The organism is Mesobacillus subterraneus, assembly GCF_000934845.1.
GTDB lineage: Bacteria > Bacillota > Bacilli > Bacillales > Cytobacillaceae > Mesobacillus > Mesobacillus stamsii.
Map to the genome: position 1 here is coordinate 1 of NZ_JXIQ01000108.1, position 20407 is coordinate 20407.

The following is a 20407-nucleotide window of genomic DNA, read 5'->3' on the forward strand; positions in this document are numbered from 1 at the left end:
GTCTGAAACAGGTAGCTAAGAATCCCACTGACGTTAGTCAGCTTGCGACTTTAGTCGTGGGAGTCTCAACCTAATCGTTTCTCATTTTTTAAACTACGTTGAATGCTAACAATTCCCTTGACCTAGGATCCACTTGTCTCACCCTACTCCCAAATCCTTCAGCATTTTCTCGAAGTTCTCTGCGTATTTTTCCAGGCTGAAGTTTTCCTTTAGATGTTTTACGCCGTTTTCGCGGATTTGCTCTCGCAATGGTAGATCGTTCATCAATTCAGTGCCTTCCTTGATTGCATCCTGGATATTTCCAATCGCATAATATTTCCCTGTATAATTATGAATCACCGAGCTTCTGACTCCATCTGAATCGGTTGTAAGGATCGGGCATCTACAGCTCATCGCTTCGAGAATCGAGTAGGGAGCCCCTTCTACTTTGGAGGTGGAGCACAAGAAGCCGCCGGAATCCCCTATGATGGAATAATAATCCGCCATTTGATGATTGGGGATGTTTTGCAGGGTAACCAATTGATCGCTCAGCCGATAATCTATTACCTTCTGTTGGAAACGCACACGCTCTTGCGGGGTGGACAGTGATGGGTCTTCGAACATGAATAACAGAAGGTCTTTTTTCGCTTTCACCAGCTTATTTCCAATCTCTATGAATTCTGTCCAATTCTTATTTTCTTCTAATCTCCCGACCCAGCCTATAATCGGACCCTTCGCCTTTTTGATCTGCCGGTAGGAGAATTTCTCTGAATCAAAGCAGTTATTAAAGCTGAACTTCTTCTTGTTTGGGAAAAACTCTTCAATCAGGCGATCGATATGCGGGGTGCAGGGAGTCAGCAGTCCGTCCGCATACTTTTGGATTGAATGGGATGCCATCACGAAAAAATTTCTTGCTCCTTCTTTCGACCCGAGCCCCTGGATTTCTAGAACAAGCGGTCCCTTATACCCCCATGCCCTATATTTCGAGAGAGAATAAAAATCAGAAATCACAATTACAGCCTGATAGTTGCCGGCGAGCAGGATTTTTTGAATTTCATCGTCTTTCTTGGCAATGAACACATTCCCGTCATGGTGATTGATGGTATCCCGCTTGTTTTCAAAATAAAGGAAATCGCATTGAATATTCTTTTTTTTCAAGGCCGCGGCTCTTTGCCTGTTAAGCGTCTCGACCCCCCCGCTTGGAACATAGAAGACAAATAGTACCTTCATTCTTCGTCCTCCTTTTTACCATCCTGTACGGTGCTTTGATAATATTCGAAGGTTTTTCTTAAACCAGCTTTCAAGTCCGTAACTGGCTTCCATTGCAGGGCTTCTTCTGTTTCTCTTATACATAAATAACTTTGCCGAATATCGCCTTCTCGTCCGGGAGCATAAATCGGATCGATGTCAGAGCCGCTAATGGATTTCATGAGGCGATAGAGCTCATTGATAGAGACTTGTGTCCCTGATGATACGTTCAATGTTTTTCCGCTGCCATGATGGAGCGCCTGGATGTTCGCAGAAACAACATCCTCAACAAAAACAAAGTCTCTCGTCTGCTCTCCGTCTCCATAAATAACCGGCCGACTATTTTGGGCCAATGCTGTTGAAAATACAGCGACCACTCCGCCTTCGAGCTTTGAGTTCTGCCTTGGCCCATAAACGTTCCCATATCTTAAAATTGTATAGTCTAGTTGATATAACTTTTTTGCGATGGTTAAATATAGCTCTGAAGCATATTTTGAAGTTCCGTATGGTGAAAGCGGCCTTATTTTATGCTGCAAATCGATCGGGAAGTATTCTGGTTTTCCGTAGACAGCCGAAGAGGACGCAAAAATCATTTTCTTCACCTTGGATTGAATGGCAGCATCCATCACTTTTAACGTCCCACGCACATTCACCTGCTCGTCGTACAAGAAATTTTGAATCGATTTATGGACATTGGCCTGGGCAGCAAGGTGAATCATATAATCTGGACTGAATTCCAAAACTGTCGGGGTAAACCGATCCTCCAAGATGTCGCATATTTCCAACCTGATCCCTTCCTGGCGCAGATTCCCAAGATCTCCCGTTGCCAGGTTATCAATGACAAGAACGTCATAATTCCATTCAGCAAGTTTCTGGGCCAAATGCGAGCCTATGAATCCGCATCCACCCGTGATTATCACCTTTTCCATCTTATCTTTGTTCCAGAGCTGTGCGGCAAATGTTCTCAAAGGTATCGACACTCCTAGTCAAGGTCCACTTTTCAGCCTCTTGTTTCCCGTTCAAGGCAATTTCTTTTCTTAAGGCAGGATGTTCAATCAGGCGAATGATGTCAGCGGCAAGCCTATTTTCATGCCTGTAAGACATCAAACACGTCTCCTCGTGGCGGCCATACTCTGTATTCCCTCCTGAATATACTGTGGCAAGGGCTGCACCGCATTTCATCGCTTCCAACCCTGGCAGCTGCGCCGCTTCATAAATGGAAGATGCAACAAAAATATCTGTCTGGCTGTATAAAGAACAAAGTTCAACATCGTTCTGTGGGGTATGGACGACAAAACGGTTCGATTTCTTTAATTCTTGTAAAAATGGGGAATGTTCGAATTCCCTTGGAGGACAAATCAAATTGTATTGCAAATCAGGATAGTGATGCTTCACGTTATAGAGTTGTTCAAACAGATAATTTTGATCCCTGTGCCAGGCATCCCCGCCCTCCGGCTTCCTGACAATAGCTGAAATTTGCAGGTTTTTATTCTCTGCCCGCAGCTCTTGATCGAAAAAATTCGGGCTGACATAGATTGGAATGGTCTGACCCTTCAGGCCATGCAGCAAGTGAACGAGCTCCTGTTGGTGTTTTGATAGAAGCAATAGATACGGAGCTTCAAAGTAGGAGGGAAAAGTAACATCCTGATTAGGAAGGAACACCGGTTCATAACAGAGGCTTAAGCGGAAGTGCAGACCCCTCCCTTTTTCAAAGGCTTGCTGAGCCGAGTCTACAGTTGTATAAAAATTCGATACAATGATATCGCTCGGCGGATAGTCGTTCCACTGCAGGGTCGTATCGTTCGCGTACAGGATTTTCGCACGGACATCGTATTCTTTGATGCTATATTTTGGCATAAGGATGGTCACATCATGTCCCCTGTCTACAAGGCTGTTGGCGATGTCAACCAGCATGCGCTGAGCACCGCCTTTGTTCAGCGACAGGATCGGGAAGGTGAACTTCATCCTTTTTTCTTTCTCCATCATCTTGTTGAGTACCTCCCTGTATTGATGTTGGATTTTTTCAATTTCTTTCGTCTGGAAATCGGGATATTTACGTGAGCCCATTCCTTCATGAACCCGGTATTGGACGAGCGGCTCATTGAGGAAGTAAAATTCATAAGATTGCACGGCTCTCAGCCAAAAATCATAGTCCTGGGTATAGAGCAACTTTTCATTGAAGAGACCGACGGAGCCTATTACTTCTTTCCTCATCATGACTGTGCATCCATTGATATGATTGGAGGTTTTCAGGTTCTTGAGAAAATCGACTTTACGGGAAATCACAACCCCTGCGGAAGAAACGTACACTTTGCCTTCTTCATTCATCAAGGAGAAATTCGTATAACTGATATAGGCATTCCTTTTTTTCATGAATGCTACTTGCTTTGCCACTTTATCCGCGGAATAAAGATCGTCGGAACTGAGCCAGGTGATATACGTTCCTTCCGCTTTTTTAATCCCCGTATTCAAAGCGCTCCCTGTTCCTCCATTTTCTTTTTCCAGATAAATGATTTTGTCCATGTATGGTAGGATCTTTTCCTTGTATCGATTCGATCCGTCGTTGACGACCACGACTTCTTTGTTTGGATACGATTGATTTAAAGCGCTCTGAATCGATAAGTCGATATACGGGCAATTGTAAAAAGGAATAATGATTGATACTTTCTCCATGATTTCCTTCATCCTTCTCTCCTGACCAAGATTCCAGGCAGGTGATGATCATAATTCATGCTCAACTCCCCGACCTCCTCTCATATCCATAAATCTCGAAATCCTTTTGGAAGATGTCATTGACAAGGCGGATTGCTTCTTTGTCATAAAAGCTTTCATAGGTTGGAAACCGGCCGATTCCAATAAAGCTCTCATTCGTCAATTCCCTGTCAGCCCAATCTCCCTTTAGGACCATCGATTTTTTCATATGATGGGATGAATTGGCCAGCTTCTTGATATTGGAGGTCTTCAGCTGGTAGGTGCTTTCTAGTTGTTTTATTTCCGTAGTAAAATTCTCCAGATGGATATAGTGTTGGACGAAATTTTCTTCTCCTTCGGTATATTGGGGATGGAAGTGATTATCTGCCATTTCCTGGTGATCCCGGATATAGCCCAAAAATTGCTTAAAAGTGATCCCCTTCTCCCTATCTTTGTCTCCATAGAGAACCGACCTGATTTTCTCCCATTCCTGATTCCAGTAAAGGCTCTTGCTAGTCAACAGGATCATAAACTGGCTCACTGCCCTTGTATAAGGATTGCGGACGAGCTTGAAAGCATCCTTTTCTCCAGAAACCGCTATTTCGAAAAGCTTGTCGCGATAATTGGCTTTGTTCTTATAAACCTCCTGATCGTAAAAATGAATCCATTCGTTATATGCAAGTGCTTCATCCAATAATCCAATCTGGTCATAAAACCATTTTGCCAATGTGGTACAACCGCTTTTTTGGCTCCAAAAAAGGATCAGCGGGAAATCTTCCTGTTCGTGCGGCACTCTATATTTCACAACATGATCCCAAACCTTTTTCAGATCAACGCTCAAATGATCACTACCTTTCTATTACTTTCCTGCAGCTATTTATCCTCTCTAGTTACTACTGTATGCCAGGCCGCAGTGTTTGCTATAGGCAGAGAGATTATCTTGTCTGCCAGAATGCCTAATGTGAAAAAATACGTTCATAGCAGGCGGATTTTCTATACAAGCCGGCAGGAATTGCATATTTTACTATCAATCCAACTTAGTGGCCAATTCAGTTCCCGGTGGTACTTACAGGGGCATCCCCTTCTGGAAAGGAGGAATTTTACTTGGAAAAGAAAGAATCAGCAGCCACTATCTTTTGGCACAGGCACGCCGTTACAAAAGAAGACCGACAGCGGCTCCATGGTCATAAGAGCCTCATGGTTTGGTTAACTGGACTGTCAGGTTCCGGAAAATCAACAATTGCCAACGCTGTTTTGCTTGAATTATTTAACAAAGGAATCAGCGCCTATCTATTGGATGGTGATAATTTGCGCCATGGGCTCAACAGCAATCTATCCTTTTCTCCCGAAGACCGGAAAGAAAATATCCGGAGGACAGCAGAAACAGGCAAATTGTTTGTCGACGCAGGAATCATTGTCCTTTCAGCGCTCATTTCCCCCTTCAGGGAAGACAGGCTGAATGCCAGGAACATTTTAGGTAAGGGGAATTTCATCGAAGTATATATCAAATGTCCTCTCGAAGAATGTGAAAAACGTGATCCAAAGGGTCTATATAAAATGGCCCGAAGAGGGGAAATAAAGCAGTTTACTGGCATTGACCAGGAATACGAGGAACCGGAAGCAGCGGAACTCGTCCTCGACACAAACGAGTCCTCGATGGAAAAGGCAGTTGATACTTTAGTCACTTTTATCATGGAAAAAATAATCTAGGATAGATAGGGAGGGATTGATTTGGTGCCTATCACCCCACACGGCGGCGTCCTTGTCAATCAGGTTGATTTAGGCAGCGATCTTACAGAGATCGAGGTGGAAATCGAATTGGATGCGATGGCTCTTTCGGACCTGGAGCTGATTGCCACTGGAGCATACAGTCCGATTGATGGCTTTATGGGCAGAGAAGACTATCTTTCTGTTCTTCACAATATGCGGCTGGCAAATGGGATGGTTTGGAGCATTCCCATCACACTTGCCGTTGATGTGGACAGGGCAAAAGTCCTGTCACCTGGACAGAAACTTAACTTGAAATACGGCGGGGAAAGCTATGGTGTCATGGAGTTAAGGGAAATGTACCATCCAGACAAGAAAAAGGAAGCGGAAGCCATCTTCCAAACAACAGACCTGCAGCATCCGGGAGTGAGCAAGCTTTTTGACCGGCCCGGCCTTTATCTTGCAGGCCCTGTGAAGCTGACAAAATTCCCGAAGAAGAATCCAGAATTTTCGCGTTATCACCTGACACCGCAAGAAACAAGGAAAAGGTTCGCAGAAAACGGTTGGAAAACAGTCGTCGGCTTCCAGACGCGGAACCCCGTCCACCGCGCGCATGAGTATATTCAGAAGACAGCACTGGAAACAGTTGATGGGTTGTTCCTCCATCCATTGGTCGGCGAAACGAAAAGAGACGACATACCGGCAGCGATCAGGATGGAAAGCTATGAAGTGCTCCTTGAAAACTACTATCCAAAGGACATGGTTGTATTAGGCGTCTTTCCGGCTGCGATGAGATATGCTGGTCCGAGGGAAGCCATCTTCCATGCGCTTGTCAGAAAAAACTATGGCTGCACCCATTTTATTGTCGGCCGGGACCATGCAGGGGTAGGCGATTACTATGGCACTTATGACGCCCAGAAAATCTTCGGCCATTTCCGCCCAGAAGAACTAGGCATCACCATCCTCGCTTTTGAACATAGCTTTTATTGCAAAGCGTGCGGGAACATGGCCACCAGCAAGACATGCCCCCACTCCGCAGAGGACCATCTGCACCTTTCCGGAACGAAAGTCAGGGAAATGCTCCGCCAAGGAAAATTCCCGCCACCACATTTCACCAGGCCCGAAGTCGCTGAAATCTTGGTAAAAGGGCTTACGGCTGAACAGACTCATTAACATAAAAACGAGCTGCTCGCTCGTTTTTATGTCATTACATCCCTATATAATTTTCATTCATTTGTGAATGATGCTTTAGTTTTTCAGGCGAAAATCATGTACAGGCATCCTAACCTCCACATACCCTGTCATTAGTATGATTTTAAGGAGGAATCAAGTAATGACAATCCAGGCAATAGGTCTATGTATCATTCTGCTAGCCATGTTCATTGCCTTGTTGAGGGAGCAGCTGCCTCCAGAAATAGGAGTTTTTCTCGCTCTTGCCGCCATCACTCTCTTTGGGATTCTAACACCAGAAAAGGCTTTATCTGGTTTTTCTAACCCGGGAGTACACACCGTTGCAAACCTATTGATCGTAGGTGCTGCCGTATCAAGAAGTGGTCTGCTTCATGGCATCATCGAAAAAATATTAACAGGAAGCAAGTCCATTTCCTCCATCATTCTAAAAATCATGCTCCCGACTGGAATGTTGTCGGGATTTATCAACAACACTCCGCTTTTAACCATTATGCTGCCTTCGGTCCAAAGGTGGGCGCTTGCCAATAAGGTCAGCCCGTCTAAACTCCTCATCCCTCTGTCCTACGCGAGCATACTCGGCGGAACAACCACCCTGATTGGTACTTCATCCAATCTACTTGTGCAAGGATTGCTACTGGAAAATGGAATCAACGGGTTCCAACTATTCGACTTTGCCTTTATCGGGGTGCCGCTAACGGTGATCGGAATACTCTATTTTTCCTTATTAGGACATCGGCTGCTGCCAGACAGGAAGCCGAATATTGATAAATTCCAAGAAGAACAGTATTTATATATCCATCATTACAAAGTCAGGCAAAATTCCACCCTGGTTGGCAAGTCTATAACAGAAGCGATGCTGCAAAACTTGGACCATCTATTCTTAATCGAAATTCACCTTGATGGCAAATGGATCACCGCCGAAAAAGATGAAATCATCCACGCAAATGATATCCTTTTGTTTTCAGGGAATCCAAAAGGAGTCTTGAATGCTGGACTCTATCTTGGCCTGGAGAAGTGCCTGGAAGGAGAAGTGCCAGAATTGTCAAGCTCACGGTCTGCCCTTATCGAAGCAAGTATCCCTGAAGGATCTGCCCTGGCTAATAAGAGAATCAAGGATATTCATTTCCGTTCAAAATACCATGCTATCATTCTAGCAATCAAAAGAAGAGGGTGCGAAATCACCAGCGGTTTTGGCAATCTGTCTCTTAAAGAAAACGATACCCTTGTGCTAATGGCCGACCAACATTTTTTAAAAAACTGGGGAGAATCAGATATTTTCCGCCTGCATTCTTCTGTTCAGCCAGAGCCGAAAAAAACAGGCGGGCATATGGTCATAATCTGTATTTTGCTGCTAATGATGGGCATGGCGGTCTTTCAGGTGATGTCCATTTACAAAATCTCCTTGTTCACAACCGTCCTATTAATTTCCACTAAATCGATCAGTCTGGCTGATGCCTTTCGTGCTGTCAATTGGCGGCTGATCATCATGATGGGATCCTCAATAGGAATCGGGAAGGCCGTGGAATCAACCGGGCTGGCAAAAATCCTGTCAGAACATCTTTTATCCATTGGCGGAATCAGCGGGTTACTTGGAATTCTAATCTTCTTTTTCCTGGCAACCATGCTCCTGACCGAAATTCTTAATAATCTTGCAACTGCAGCTGTGATGTTTCCTGTCGGATTCAGCATTTCAGAGAAATTGATGCTGGATCCCCTAATGTTCGCGATTGTCACCGCCATAGCCTCTTCCTGCAGTTTCCTTACCCCCATCGGCTATCAGACGAATATGATTGTTCTTGGACCTGGCGGCTATAAATTTTCCGATTACCTTAAAGCAGGATTCCCCTTGAGCCTGCTCTGCATGGGAGCCACCATCCTGCTGGTTTCAATCAGGTGGCTTTAAAAGCGGCACTGGGGCGGTTCTCCCGTCCCATTTGAGAAACGAAATATTTAAGAATAACCCTAATCAATCCCCGATGAGCCACGGCTTACAATTTTTTTGAAAAGATTGAGACAAAGCTCATTTTTCCTGAATATGATTACATAGTTATATTCTTACAATTCCCCCCGACACCGGAACATTCCCCTTGTCGCCCTTGAGTTTCAGTTCAAACCTCTAGATACTGTTGGGTAATCGCGGGGAAAATAACCTCAATGACCGTTCCTTTATTAACCTTGCTATTGATGACCATTCTGCCCTTATGGCTTTCGATGATTTTAAAGCTTGTCATGAGACCAAGGCCGGTGCCTTTTTCTTTAGTAGAATAAAATGGCTCACCCAATGTTGGAATCCGATCTTCAGGGATTCCTACGCCATTATCTTTTATGATGACAGAAACTTCTCCGTTGCCTTTATTTTGGATTTTCACCTCAATAATACCGCCAGTCGCCATCGCTTCTATTGAGTTTTTCAATAAGTTTAAAAACACCTGTTTCAATTGATTTTTATTGCAATTTATCTTTGGCAGATCACTCTCAACTTCTAGAAAGATCTGAACATTATTCAATATAGATTGGGTGTTACTCAACGTTATGATGTCTTTTACGATTGTCTTAACATCCTGCTCCTCAAAGATCATCACGCTTGGCTTGGAAAGGATGAGGAATTCTCCAAGAATGGAATTAATCCTCTCTAGTTCAGAAAAAATGATGTCAAAGTAATAGTGATTGGAGTAATTGGATCTTAAGAGCTGAATGAATCCTTTTATAGATGTAAGCGGATTTCTTATCTCGTGAGCGATGCCAGCAGCCATCTGTCCCAACATGGAAAGTTTTTCCGATTTTAATAGTAAGTTTGCCGTTTCCTCTTTCACTATAGAAATATCCTTTCCGACTGAAAGGATTGCTTCTTTGCTGTCGAAGCTGATTTTCATTGAAGTCCCTTCGAAAAATAAGGGGGATCCATCCATTCTGATAATCTGGTATTCCATCTTATTTAGCGGATCCTTTTCCTTACCGGCATGCATCATTCTCTGTAAAAAAAGCTGTTGATATTCCGGCTTAATAAAATTGAAAATGGATTTTCCGACCAAATCTTCTTTGCTTTCGGCTCCCAGGAGAACAACAGTTGCTTGGTTAACATAGATTAACTCCTCGTTTTGGTGGATAAATATACATTGAGGCATAACATCAATTAGTTTAATATAATTCTCCTTGGCCACATTCGCCTTCTTTTCATTATAACGTGATTTATCATAAGACCAGCCAACTATGTATGCAAGAAGGGTGAAAATAAGGAAATCAATCGTAAAAATAGGTTCGGCATGGTAAATATATTGATAGAATGTGAACAAAAAAGATACTAGAACAAGAGAAATTCTCCCCCAATATTTCATTTTATACCTCACCATAGTAGTTATTTCCTATAGTATAATTCATATCATCCCTAGAGGATATACAATTTTTAACAAAATTTGCTCTGATTTTTCCAATTTTCTAAGTCAACTATTGCATTCACTTACTGCCTTTCTATTAAAATCGCCTAAAGTAGTATACAGAACCTGAAATCTGGAAACATAGTAACTGAGGGGAATTAAATAATTGGGTAGCGTAATGTTGTATTTCTTTTTATCACTACAGTGGGAGCAAGGGGATATGCTAATGATCTTAATATCCAATTATTGATGGGTAGCTTTTGTGGAAAACTGGATTGAGTCGATATATGAAAAAGTGGATTCCTTAGAAAAAAGGGTTTGCATTATTTTCCTTGTTTCCATCTTTCATTTGTTCTCTAAACCTATAATCCCGTACAATAGAAGCAAATTATTATTTAATTCAGAGGGGCGCTTATGTATCAAAACAAAAAGCTGGAGGACTGGATTTTGGAGTGCAGCCGCTTGAGAAAGGAGAATGCCCACCTTAAGCAGCAGATTGCCGGTCTTCTCCATCAGAAAAAAGCAGAAAAAAATTCATTAGAATCTCCTGAGGTTGTGACGAAACATTCGCCGTTGCCTGTAAAAATCCAGCTTTTTAACAGCTTGTTCAAAGGGCGGGCCGATGTGTACGCGACTCGCTGGGAAGCTAAGGATGGACGGGCTGGATATCTTCCGGCATGTGCCCATGAATGGGATCGGCCAATTTGCCAGAAACCGAAGATAAAGTGTTCAGAGTGCCAGCATCGCATGCTGTTGCCTCTAACTGATCAGGTGATTGAAGGCCATCTTTATGGCCAGCATATTGTTGGCCTGTATCCGATGCAGAAGGATGAATCATGCTCGTTTCTGGCGGTTGATTTTGATAAAGAGAATTGGCAAAAGGATGTATTGGCGTTTATTCAGATTTGCAAAGCGTACGGTATTCCATACAGTTTGGAACGTTCCCGATCAGGCAATGGCGGGCATGTTTGGTTTTTCTTTTCTGAAAAAATGAATGTTGCTCTTGCGCGGAAACTAGGCTTTGCATTACTCTCCAAAACATTGGAAATTCAGCATGAAGCGGGAATGGATTCTTTTGATCGCATGTTTCCTAACCAGAATACTCTGCCTAAAGGCGGCTTTGGCAATTTGATCGCCCTTCCGTTGCAGCGTCATGCGGGTCTGAACGGAAATAGCCTGTTTGTCGATGACCGTTTCATTCCCTATCCTGATCAGTGGATTTACTTGTCGACGGTGCAAAAGCTGTCCAAAAAAGATATCGTAAACTTTTTGAAAAAGTTGGATGCTCCATCAGGTGAACCGTTCAAGGAAGATCACATTTTTCCAAAAAAATTAATGATAGTGATTAAAAATGGGCATTATATAAAGAAAAAACTGCTCCCTTCCTCCCTTGCTGCAAAATTAATGGAGCTTGTTACAATAAAGAATCCTGAGTACTACAAGGCGCAGGCGAAAAGATTATCGACCGCCAGTATTCCCAGAGTCATCAATTGCTCCGGGGAAGATCTGGAGCATCTCATCCTTCCCCGCGGCTGCAAGGAAGGTCTCGTTTCATTACTCGAAAACCACGGAATTGAAGCTGTTTTTGAGAATGAAACGTATGAAGGAGAGCGATTAGATATACAGTTCACCGGTAAGTTAACCTCCCAGCAGCTGGACGCTGTTTCCCAGTTGATGCAATTCGATCACGGGGTATTATCTGCCACAACTGGTTTCGGAAAGACGGTTGCAGCTGCCGCCTTAATCGCTGAACGGAAAGTGAATACGCTGATTATTGTTGATAAAACTCAACTCAAGCAGCAATGGGTCAGCCAGCTAGCATCCTTTTTAAATTTGGATAAAACAGAGATTGGCGAAGTAGGCGGAGGTAAAGAGAAAATTACTGGGAAAGTAGATGTTGTCACGCTTCAAAGTCTTGCCTATAAGGGCGAGATCAAAAGCTTTATCACCCAGTATGGGCAAATTATAGTAGATGAGTGCCATCATATTTCAGCATTCACCTTTGAAAGGGTTCTGAAGCATGTCCGAGCAAAATACGTTTGCGGCCTAACCGCAACACCAATTAGGAAAGACGGATTACATCCAATTATTTTTATGCAATGTGGCCCAATCCGATACAAAGTAGATGCCCGGAGCCAGGCAAAAGTCCGACCGTTTGTGCACAAGCTCATTGTCAGGAATACAGATTTCACTTCAGATTCTGATTCCATCCAGGATCTATATAAATTACTGGCGAAAGATGAAGAACGCAATCAGCAGCTGTTCGATGATGTATTGCATACTCTGGAAGAAAAACGCTCTCCGATCATTTTAACAGAACGAATTGAACATCTCGAACAACTCCAGAACATGTTCAAAGGTTTTGCCAAGAATATCATTACGCTTTCCGGCAATCTGTCTAAAAAAGAACAAAGGTCCACACTCGAGAGATTGGCAAGCTTAACAGACTCTGAAGAACGGCTAGTAATTGCCACTGGTAAATATATTGGGGAGGGATTCGACGACGCACGCCTCGACACCCTCTTCTTAGCCATGCCAATCTCCTGGAAAGGGACACTACAACAATATGTCGGACGCCTCCATCGACTGCATGATAACAAACAGGAAGTACGAGTATATGACTATGTTGACCAGAATGTGGCGATGCTAGAAAATATGTTTAAGAAAAGGAAGAGTGGATACAGAGCGATGGGATATATAATGGAAGGCAAAGATCAGAATAATGCTGAGCAGATGCAGCTATTTTAATGTTTAGCGAAACCTTTTTCCTTTCTTAGCAATTTTCATGTAAAAACACCAAAGGCTCCCAGTCAAGATTGGGAGCCTTGGATTTGTATTCATTGGACAATAGCCATAACTTACTGTTGTTGTAAGCTGTTTGACTATCCCTTTTTTAAGAAGTAGGAGAAAGTTCATTCCAGACTTAAATGGTTTAAATTTTTAAATTAACCGTCCCCTAGTTGCGTTCCTATGATGCGACAGTAGTGGTTGAAGCGGGGGCGTAGTTGACTACTTGTAACACGACTGAAGTGTTTTGCAAAATAGTACTTCCTCCTGCTGGAACTGCAAACGCAAGAGAACCGACAGCTGTTGCTCCAGGTGTATACGTAGAATTTCCTTGCTGCTGCAAAATACCATTGATGTAAACGTTGAAGTAGCTGTTGTTTGATGTTAAAGCGGGTAGCGCAGTAACCGCAGAACCATCATCTTGGAAAAATGAGGCTGCATCGATCGACAATGTACTACCAGCTGCTGTTTCTGCTGTTGTCACATAAAAAAATTTCGCTGGACTTGGGACCACATTGGTTGTTGTAGAAGCAGTAACAAGCAATTTCATAAGTTGTAATGCCAAATTTTCTCCTCCTTCCAAAAAATGTATTTAACACAATATAGTTTATGTATTTGTTCTTTTATTGAATGAGAAATTTACCCCTAGTCGGAGTCCATTTTTCCATAATTTTCATGAAAGTGATCACCTTTTTACCCATGAAAAGATAAAATGATGAAAAAGGATGTAAAAAATGATTGCCAAAAAAGAAATAACCAAGGTTAATCCTGGTATTAATCATTGCTGCTATCATTGTGATCATTGTTCGCAAATTTTCCCTCCAAAATGGTTGATTGAACTATTATTGGCAAGTCAATGCAAACAGGAAAAAGTACTAAAAACAGATCTTCTTCAGTACAATGCAGTTTCAGACGGAAAGAAGTTTATCTATACAGATAGCGATGAGGAACTTGACTATGGGAAAACAGGAATTTTGGATCCTAAAGAAGTTTCCTTTTATAACCTGTTTATAAATGGCGTGCTGCAGCCCGCCACTTTATACACAGTTTCAAAAGGAGTGCTAGCCTTAAACTGTAGTGAGCCTCCAATCGCAGGGGCAGTAATTATATTACAGTTCGTAAAAGTGATCGGCTGAAGCGACACAGGAACGTTTCGCACGTCTTATTCGGAAAATCTTTTTAAAAATTGAGACAAAGTTCATTTTTTTCTATGCTTGCATTGACACAGCTAAATCCTTACAATTCTCCAACACCGGAATCGTTTCATTGTAGCCTCATTATCAATTTTCTGTAGGAATCAAGCTTTTGCCCTGCAACAATGGTACACAATGATAAAATTATCTATTGATCTAGCTTCTTTAAGTGCAATATTTCTCATTCTCATCCAAATGATAAATTAGTTGCACAATACCAGAAGAGAATGTTCTTGTATCAACCATTTTCAAATTAATAATTTTTCCTCCATTTAACAAACAGAACGACACAAGAACGGTTGGTTCTCTCGTATCATTCAAGAAATCGAAATATTTAAGAATAGCCCTAATATTTTGTTATGCTTAGAATGGCACAATTAATTCTTACAATTTTTCCGACACCAGAACCGTCTCTTTGTCTTCCTGTTTTAGTTCAAAATAATCCATCGTTGATGTCTCATCAAAACCGCATGACTTATAAAGATTAAGGGCATTCGAGTTGTCAGCCTCGACTTGTAGCATGATTTCCTTCGCATTTTCCTCCCTCAGCTTTTCAATGGCCATTAAAAGAAGCGTCATGCCGTATCCCTTGCGGCGATGCTCCGGCAGCAAACCGAGACCAAAAATAGCACCAAGCTTCGATGTCAGCTGCAGATTCACCTTCCCGATGATTTGCCCTTCCTTTTCAACAAGATAAGAAGTCACCCCTCGTCTTTCCTCTTCCTCAGGCAAAATCATGTTTTCAGAACTAAATTCGTTCTCATCGTTAAAATAAATCGCGTTTTGTCGCGCAATCTCGTGCGCGTCCGCGTTTGTCGCCTTTCTGAAAACAATTCCTTCCAACTGGTATTGAGCGGCGGCAGGGGCATCTTTTTTTAAAAACATCTCATACTCAGAATGCTTGTATTGCCCTCCAACTCCGGCGATGAATTTCTGCCCCGATTCTGAGTTGCGGTCACTCAACAGCAGCATGCTGCCAGAATCCCGACGCTTCCATTCTGCGATGACCAACTCAAATAATTTGGTGAAAACACCCTGACGGCGGTAATCCGGAGCCACCATCCCGTTCACTTCCCACGACCCGCCGAAGCTGCTTATTCCCAAATAGCCGATCAGCTCTTCCCCATTAAAATACATGAACTCATGATTATCCTCGACGCCTTTCCCGATGCCATCGTAAACTTCAAGCTTATAATCAAGCTCCAGTTTAAGTGCCGTTTGATCCACTCGATGGCAAAGGTCCTGAAGGCCGTTAATAGCTTCATAATCACTAGCATCAATATATTCCTTCAGTTTGATCCAAGGTTTATGTAGTTTTTTCACTATTTGCACTCTCCAAATCCATCATAGAAATTTTATGCTTTTTTTGGATGAATCCTCCCCAATTAACTGCTCCTAGGTTCAGTTCTGCTTTCATTTAAATAGAGAATACACTTTCTATTGTCTTTCATTGGCTTAATCTTTATTTTTAAAATTATAAGTAACTTTAAATTCATCTTTATCAGTTTCTCTAATATTTTGAGTTATTTGGGGCTAACAATACCACCGTAACATACAATTTCAACAAAGATTGGCGAAAATCTGATTTTTAGGAAAATATTTGTTGTAACTTAAAAGGTTTTAAATTTTATAAAATGAAAAAAGCCGAAAATTCCTACGCGAATAGGAAAAATCGGCTTTTTTCATATCGGACCTTTGAATATAATGCAAAGTTATATTCCGGGACACCGAAACGTTGCCTTTGTCCCAACCTTGTCGCGGTAGCAAATGTTACTATCTATGAACCCTTTTGATCTTTAATAAGGGCTCTTTGCCGTAAATGTAAACGGTACATTTGCTCCTGAATATAATCCCACATACACATAGTGGGTACCGCCTGGTATGACTCCTGCTTCGTTGGCGCCTGAAGTGGCAACACTTCCAATCAGCTCAAAGTATTTGTTATAGAAGTACACATCATAGTCATACGATCCATCATTGCTTCCCTGCAGTGTGAAGTTATGAATCCCATCGCCATATTGCTCTGGAAGGGTCACCACATATCCATCTACTCCCTGTGATGCCGGCTCTGGATTTTGCGTCGTCACGAACTCATTCTCTGTTATGGCTAGTGTCGCTGGCACACCTGCGAGACTTCCTATTCCTGTTCCTGCGTTTCCTACCTGTACGGTGCCTTCTGCTACAAACGGTGCTTCTGGTTCCAGTACAAGCGGTTGAATATTTGACTTTTGTTCAGAAAAGGCTTGAACATCAGCCACCTGGACAAAGCCTTTGCTGTTGTCTTGTGCATCGTGCGCGATTAATTTAAGGTATTTTGCCTGTACTGGGTGTGGTAGGTCCATTTCCTGGTAATGAAGATCAGCCACCGTTGGCCTTGGCTTTCCGGCTTCAAACTTCCCTTTCCATACCGTAGTAAAGTTCTCACCGTCCATCGATGTTTGCAGACTGAAGTTTTTCAGTGTAGCAAATCGCGATCCGGATATATCCTTCATGGCACTTACCTGAACATGAGAAATTTCAACTGGTTCATTTCCTGCTAGGTCAACGATGAAATCCGCTCCAAGGAAGCCATTTTCTTGAGTATTCGAAGCGAACACGCTTGCTTCAGTGTCGTCAATCACAAACTTGATGGGATTGCTGTCCGATGTTCCGGAAACGCTGAAAATCGAAGCACCGTTAAAGGATGATGCAACGTTTGGTCCAATGGTAAACGTTAACTGATTCTTTTTCCCAGCCTTGATGGCTACGTCACGAATCGTCCTTGATCCAAAACCTTTTGCTTGAATGGTAATGTCATAGGTTCCTTCTGTCATATAGACCCCAAAGTCTCCCTTTTGTCCGGATACTGCGATTGGACTTGTTCTTGCTTCAAATTCACCAATGATTATTCGTGCATCCTTGATCGGTTTCTTGGTGGCAGCGTTAACCACCTTTCCAATCAGCTGACCATTTCGCTGGCCATCTGGATGATTAAATCCTGGAACTGGATCGGTATCGTCTCCTCCTTTAGATAATGCATTTGCCCCTAAGCCGCGCTGTGCGAACGCAGTCCATAGAGCATCATAGTGTTTTCCGTCATACCGTTCAAAATCCGCAGCGAGTATCGCTGTTCTCATGTCTTCCATCGATGGATTTGGAACAGAGATCGGCATGGCATCCATGACTAGATGCTCGATGACTGATTCTGCTTCCGATTTTCCAAGTCGCTCTATTAAAGTGTCTCTTACATGCCATAAAATTGCTGCCCAAACATCGCCGTCCGAGTGAACCTCTGGACCTCCAACGTCATAACCAATATCACCATAGTTGTAAGGCGCCTCATCCAGGGAATAGCTTCGGATTCCGCGTTCAGCGTTCCCTGTCACATAGGCCCCGACAACAGGCTTTTCCTGCTGTCCTTTTTTCGCCAGATAATGCATTGCAAAGAAGTCGCCCCAGCCTTCACCCATCGAACCAGATTGATGGCTGCCAAGTGCTTCTCCGCCTGCAACGTAACGATTTGTCAATGCATGGGCATATTCATGATAAATAATACCCGCATCAAAATCCCCATCAGCATATTGGCCTTCAAATGACCCTGGGATCGGTTCCCAAAGGAACATTCCGCTCCAAGCCGGAATCCCGTCAGGTAGCGTCAGCATGTAGGCGTTATCTCGTCCCGTATACGTGGGCGCTCCGCCTGAGAGCGCTCCTGCCTGGACAAGACCTAAGATGGCATCGCCGTCCATTCCGCCTTTTCCGTAGTTTGAAAGTTGAAGGTTTCCTGCTGCTTCAGTCCACCCAAGGTTGTAAAAATAATCATGGAATAGATTATGATGGTAAAACAAGTTCGTCGCCGCACTGTTTAAATCCTCTGCATAGGATGGCGGTGTCGTTTGCCCATTTTTTTCTTGCCATGCGTTTTTAAATAAGTAGCTAAAATCGCCGTCTAACGCAAGCGGGCGAACAGCCTGATCCGCTGGGACTAAAAAGTTGCTCCAGTTCGCATACGAGTTGGCGTTGTTTCCAAATGTCGTCAATCCAAGGCTTGTGCCCGGAATGAGCCAGCCGTTTGGTGATGCCTTGGGATCCCCTTTAAACGACTTCATAACCTGAGTTCCGCCAGCCGGTGCACCAGGGTAGTTTTCAAAAACGAGTCCTTCTGTCTCTAATAGAGTGTCGACGAGTGAACGCTGGTATAATAGCTTGCCATTCGCCGCATCGATCACCATTTCAAACCCTTCATTCAGTTCCTTGATAAAAAGTACACGATAAGCTGGCCGGACACCGTCCTTTGTAATAAACGTTGCTTTCTTTACACGCTGCTCAGCCGGCAGCACATCTCCTCCGGCAAATACTGACCAGCCTTTCTCCTCTCTTAACAGCTTTGGCATAAAGCTTACATCTGGCAATTTTAACTCAACTGCCTTGTTTAAAACTTCTGCTTCTGAAAGCTGGAAGTCTTCAATTAAATTTGTTGCACGGCTTAGATTTCCTGCTGCAGACAGGATTTGTCCATCTTTGTTTACCGCGATGATCACTCGGCCACCGTATGCCGATTCAATACCATCGAATGTTTGCTGAAGGGTTACTGGCCGCAGCCCTGTTCCCGGCATTTCAAAATTTTTCGCTACGACAAATGAATCAATATCTGATGCCTGCAGCCCATATAGCGACGCATTTTGCTTTAGCCAATTGCGAGCAATCGTCTCAGCGCTTTCCTTAGATAGATCTGTCAAATATCCATGTTCCTTGATAATGGTCGATGGAGTTCCAAATATTGTGTCCCATTTAATCTTCGTTCCTGCCCCGACTGATTTTACAAGTGTATTGGCAGCATCAAGCTGCTTCTTAGTTGGCAGGACACTGCTTACAACGTTTCGGACATCATACAAATGAGACTCATGATCTTCATGGATTCCCTCTGCAGTCACAGGACCTTTTACCTGATCAGCATATATTCCGCTTGTCAACAAAACCTGGCCTGCCAGCAGCGTTGAAGATACAGCCATTACGAACTTTCGTTTTTTCATTTGCGCAAAACCCTCCTCAAAAATTCTTACTTCAAGGAAAGAATACGTTTGACTCAATTGTTTTACCTCTGTCGCAATGGCAAAATACATACTATAGGTCACTTAAATACAACTAAGACACTATAGAGAATAGGACTTGTGGTGACATGACCTACACAGGAGTCTTAATAAATGACATTTCTTTTTTATACTAGGCCCTGAAGTATAGTTAATTGCTCAATCCAGAAGACATAAACGATTCTTCCATCTTCGATGAGCCTCTGCTTACAACTTTTTTTGAAAAAGCTCATTTTTTGAATATAATGCAAAGTTAAATCCTTACAATTCCCGGGACACCGGAACCGACCCTTTGTCCTGGCGTTTGTCAAAATATTTTAACAACCATGTAAAATTTTTTTGCTTTTGTAAAATTGTTTCGTTTTTACAGTAATAAATAGGACCAAGCACTTGACCCTTTGATAGCGGGGTTCGGGTGCTTTTTTGTGTCTATTTTTAAAATTTGGCACGGTTCTTGCATATATTACCTTTGTACTAGTTAATTTGAAGGTGGTGGAAAGAGATGAATGATTTATTGAACTACATGCTAGAAAACCAGACTTCGATTTGGACATATAGTGTGGAGCATCTGCAGCTTGTGGGCTTGGCCGTTTTCATTGCGATCGCAATCGGTCTTCCGCTTGGGATTTATCTTACAACGAATGAAGAACTGGCTGAGACAGTTCTCCAGGTGGCTAATATCATCATGACAATCCCGAGTATCGCGCTTTTTGGGATCATGATTCCGATTCTGTCGGTCATCAATCAGGGAATCGGCTTCGTGCCAGCGGTGATAGCACTCATTTTATATTCGCAACTGCCGATCATCCGTAATACTTATGTAGCCATCAATAATGTCGATCCCAATATTCGTGATGCCGCCATTGGGCTGGGAATGAATACGATGCAGCGTCTCCTGCGTGTGGAGATTCCCAATGCCCTTCCTATCATTATGGCAGGAGTCAGGCAAGCCGTGGTCATGAATATCGGAATCGGCGCAATTGCTGCGTTTATCGGGGCTGGCGGACTTGGAGTATTGATCAACCAGGGGATTTCAAGATCGAATACAACCATGGTACTGGCAGGAGCGATCGCCATTTCCCTTCTGGCGATTGTGACAGACGGACTGCTCGGACTTCTCCAAAAACGTATGACTCCAAAAGGTTTTCAACAATAAATAGAAGTAAGA

At 43.0% G+C, this 20407-nt stretch carries 14 protein-coding genes and 1 pseudogene; 6 read left to right on the plus strand and 9 right to left on the minus strand.

The genetic code is table 11. The features are described from left to right. Positions 1-138: 138 nt before the first annotated feature. From UB32_RS13955 to UB32_RS13975, 4 genes are read right to left on the minus strand one after another with little or no spacing between them, the layout of a single operon-like run. Entirely contained in the window at positions 139-1209 is a 1071-nt protein-coding gene (locus tag UB32_RS13955) for a glycosyltransferase family 4 protein (protein ID WP_044394589.1), read from the minus strand. Next, complete coding sequence (locus tag UB32_RS13960) at positions 1206-2195, minus strand: NAD-dependent epimerase/dehydratase family protein (protein ID WP_241768512.1); 990 nt, start codon at positions 2193-2195, stop codon at positions 1206-1208. Before UB32_RS13960 ends, UB32_RS13955 begins: the two co-directional genes overlap by 4 nt. After that, positions 2158-3912: a glycosyltransferase gene (locus UB32_RS19545; protein ID WP_084221852.1), complete on the minus strand. Its 1755-nt coding sequence runs from the start codon at positions 3910-3912 to the stop codon at positions 2158-2160. Before UB32_RS19545 ends, UB32_RS13960 begins: the two co-directional genes overlap by 38 nt. A gap of 49 nt (positions 3913-3961) precedes the next feature. Continuing rightward, on the minus strand, positions 3962-4759 hold the full coding sequence (locus UB32_RS13975; RefSeq protein ID WP_044394591.1) for a sulfotransferase family 2 domain-containing protein: 798 nt from the start codon (positions 4757-4759) through the stop codon (positions 3962-3964). A 263-nt stretch (positions 4760-5022) separates the two neighbouring features. Here UB32_RS13975 and cysC point away from each other — a divergent pair, with 263 nt between their 5' ends. The 3 genes from cysC to UB32_RS13990 all read left to right on the plus strand — a co-directional run bounded on the left by cysC (position 5023) and on the right by UB32_RS13990 (position 8719). Then, positions 5023-5628 (plus strand): adenylyl-sulfate kinase, encoded by a 606-nt coding sequence (cysC, locus tag UB32_RS13980; RefSeq protein WP_044394594.1) that lies wholly within the window; start codon positions 5023-5025, stop codon positions 5626-5628. A 24-nt stretch (positions 5629-5652) separates the two neighbouring features. After that, entirely contained in the window at positions 5653-6798 is a 1146-nt protein-coding gene (sat, locus tag UB32_RS13985) for a sulfate adenylyltransferase (protein WP_044394629.1), read from the plus strand. Between the two features lie 160 nt (positions 6799-6958). After that, positions 6959-8719, plus strand: coding sequence for an SLC13 family permease (locus tag UB32_RS13990; RefSeq protein WP_044394596.1), 1761 nt, complete (start codon positions 6959-6961; stop codon positions 8717-8719). Positions 8720-8924: 205 nt separating this feature from the next. On the opposite strand, the gene UB32_RS13995 is transcribed toward UB32_RS13990, so the two are convergent. Further along, on the minus strand, positions 8925-10151 hold the full coding sequence (locus UB32_RS13995; RefSeq protein ID WP_044394631.1) for an ATP-binding protein: 1227 nt from the start codon (positions 10149-10151) through the stop codon (positions 8925-8927). Positions 10152-10604: 453 nt separating this feature from the next. Between UB32_RS13995 and UB32_RS14000 the strand changes: the two genes are divergently transcribed. After that, complete coding sequence (locus UB32_RS14000; RefSeq protein WP_044394598.1) at positions 10605-12938, plus strand: TOTE conflict system archaeo-eukaryotic primase domain-containing protein; 2334 nt, start codon at positions 10605-10607, stop codon at positions 12936-12938. A gap of 220 nt (positions 12939-13158) precedes the next feature. Here UB32_RS14000 and UB32_RS14005 read toward each other — a convergent pair whose 3' ends face one another. Then, the gene (locus tag UB32_RS14005; protein ID WP_044394600.1) at positions 13159-13542 is read right to left on the minus strand and encodes a DUF4183 domain-containing protein; all 384 of its coding nucleotides are present in this window, start codon (positions 13540-13542) and stop codon (positions 13159-13161) included. A gap of 169 nt (positions 13543-13711) precedes the next feature. On the opposite strand from UB32_RS14005, the gene UB32_RS19550 reads away from it, so the two are divergent. After that, a complete protein-coding gene (locus tag UB32_RS19550) occupies positions 13712-14113 on the plus strand; it encodes a DUF4183 domain-containing protein (protein WP_084221854.1) in 402 nt (133 codons plus the stop codon). Between the two features lie 222 nt (positions 14114-14335). Here the strand turns inward: UB32_RS19550 and UB32_RS20785 are convergent. The 3 genes and pseudogenes from UB32_RS20785 to UB32_RS14020 all read right to left on the minus strand — a co-directional run. Further along, positions 14336-14428: pseudogene (locus UB32_RS20785) on the minus strand (dihydrofolate reductase family protein); the annotation flags it as partial. Positions 14429-14554: 126 nt separating this feature from the next. Continuing rightward, a complete protein-coding gene (locus UB32_RS14015; RefSeq protein ID WP_128721556.1) occupies positions 14555-15493 on the minus strand; it encodes a GNAT family N-acetyltransferase in 939 nt (312 codons plus the stop codon). A gap of 473 nt (positions 15494-15966) precedes the next feature. Beyond that, complete coding sequence (locus UB32_RS14020; RefSeq protein ID WP_044394637.1) at positions 15967-19182, minus strand: M36 family metallopeptidase; 3216 nt, start codon at positions 19180-19182, stop codon at positions 15967-15969. 559 nt (positions 19183-19741) lie between these two features. Between UB32_RS14020 and UB32_RS14025 the strand changes: the two genes are divergently transcribed. Beyond that, positions 19742-20395: an ABC transporter permease gene (locus UB32_RS14025; protein WP_044394603.1), complete on the plus strand. Its 654-nt coding sequence runs from the start codon at positions 19742-19744 to the stop codon at positions 20393-20395. The last annotated feature ends 12 nt before the right edge of the window (positions 20396-20407 follow it).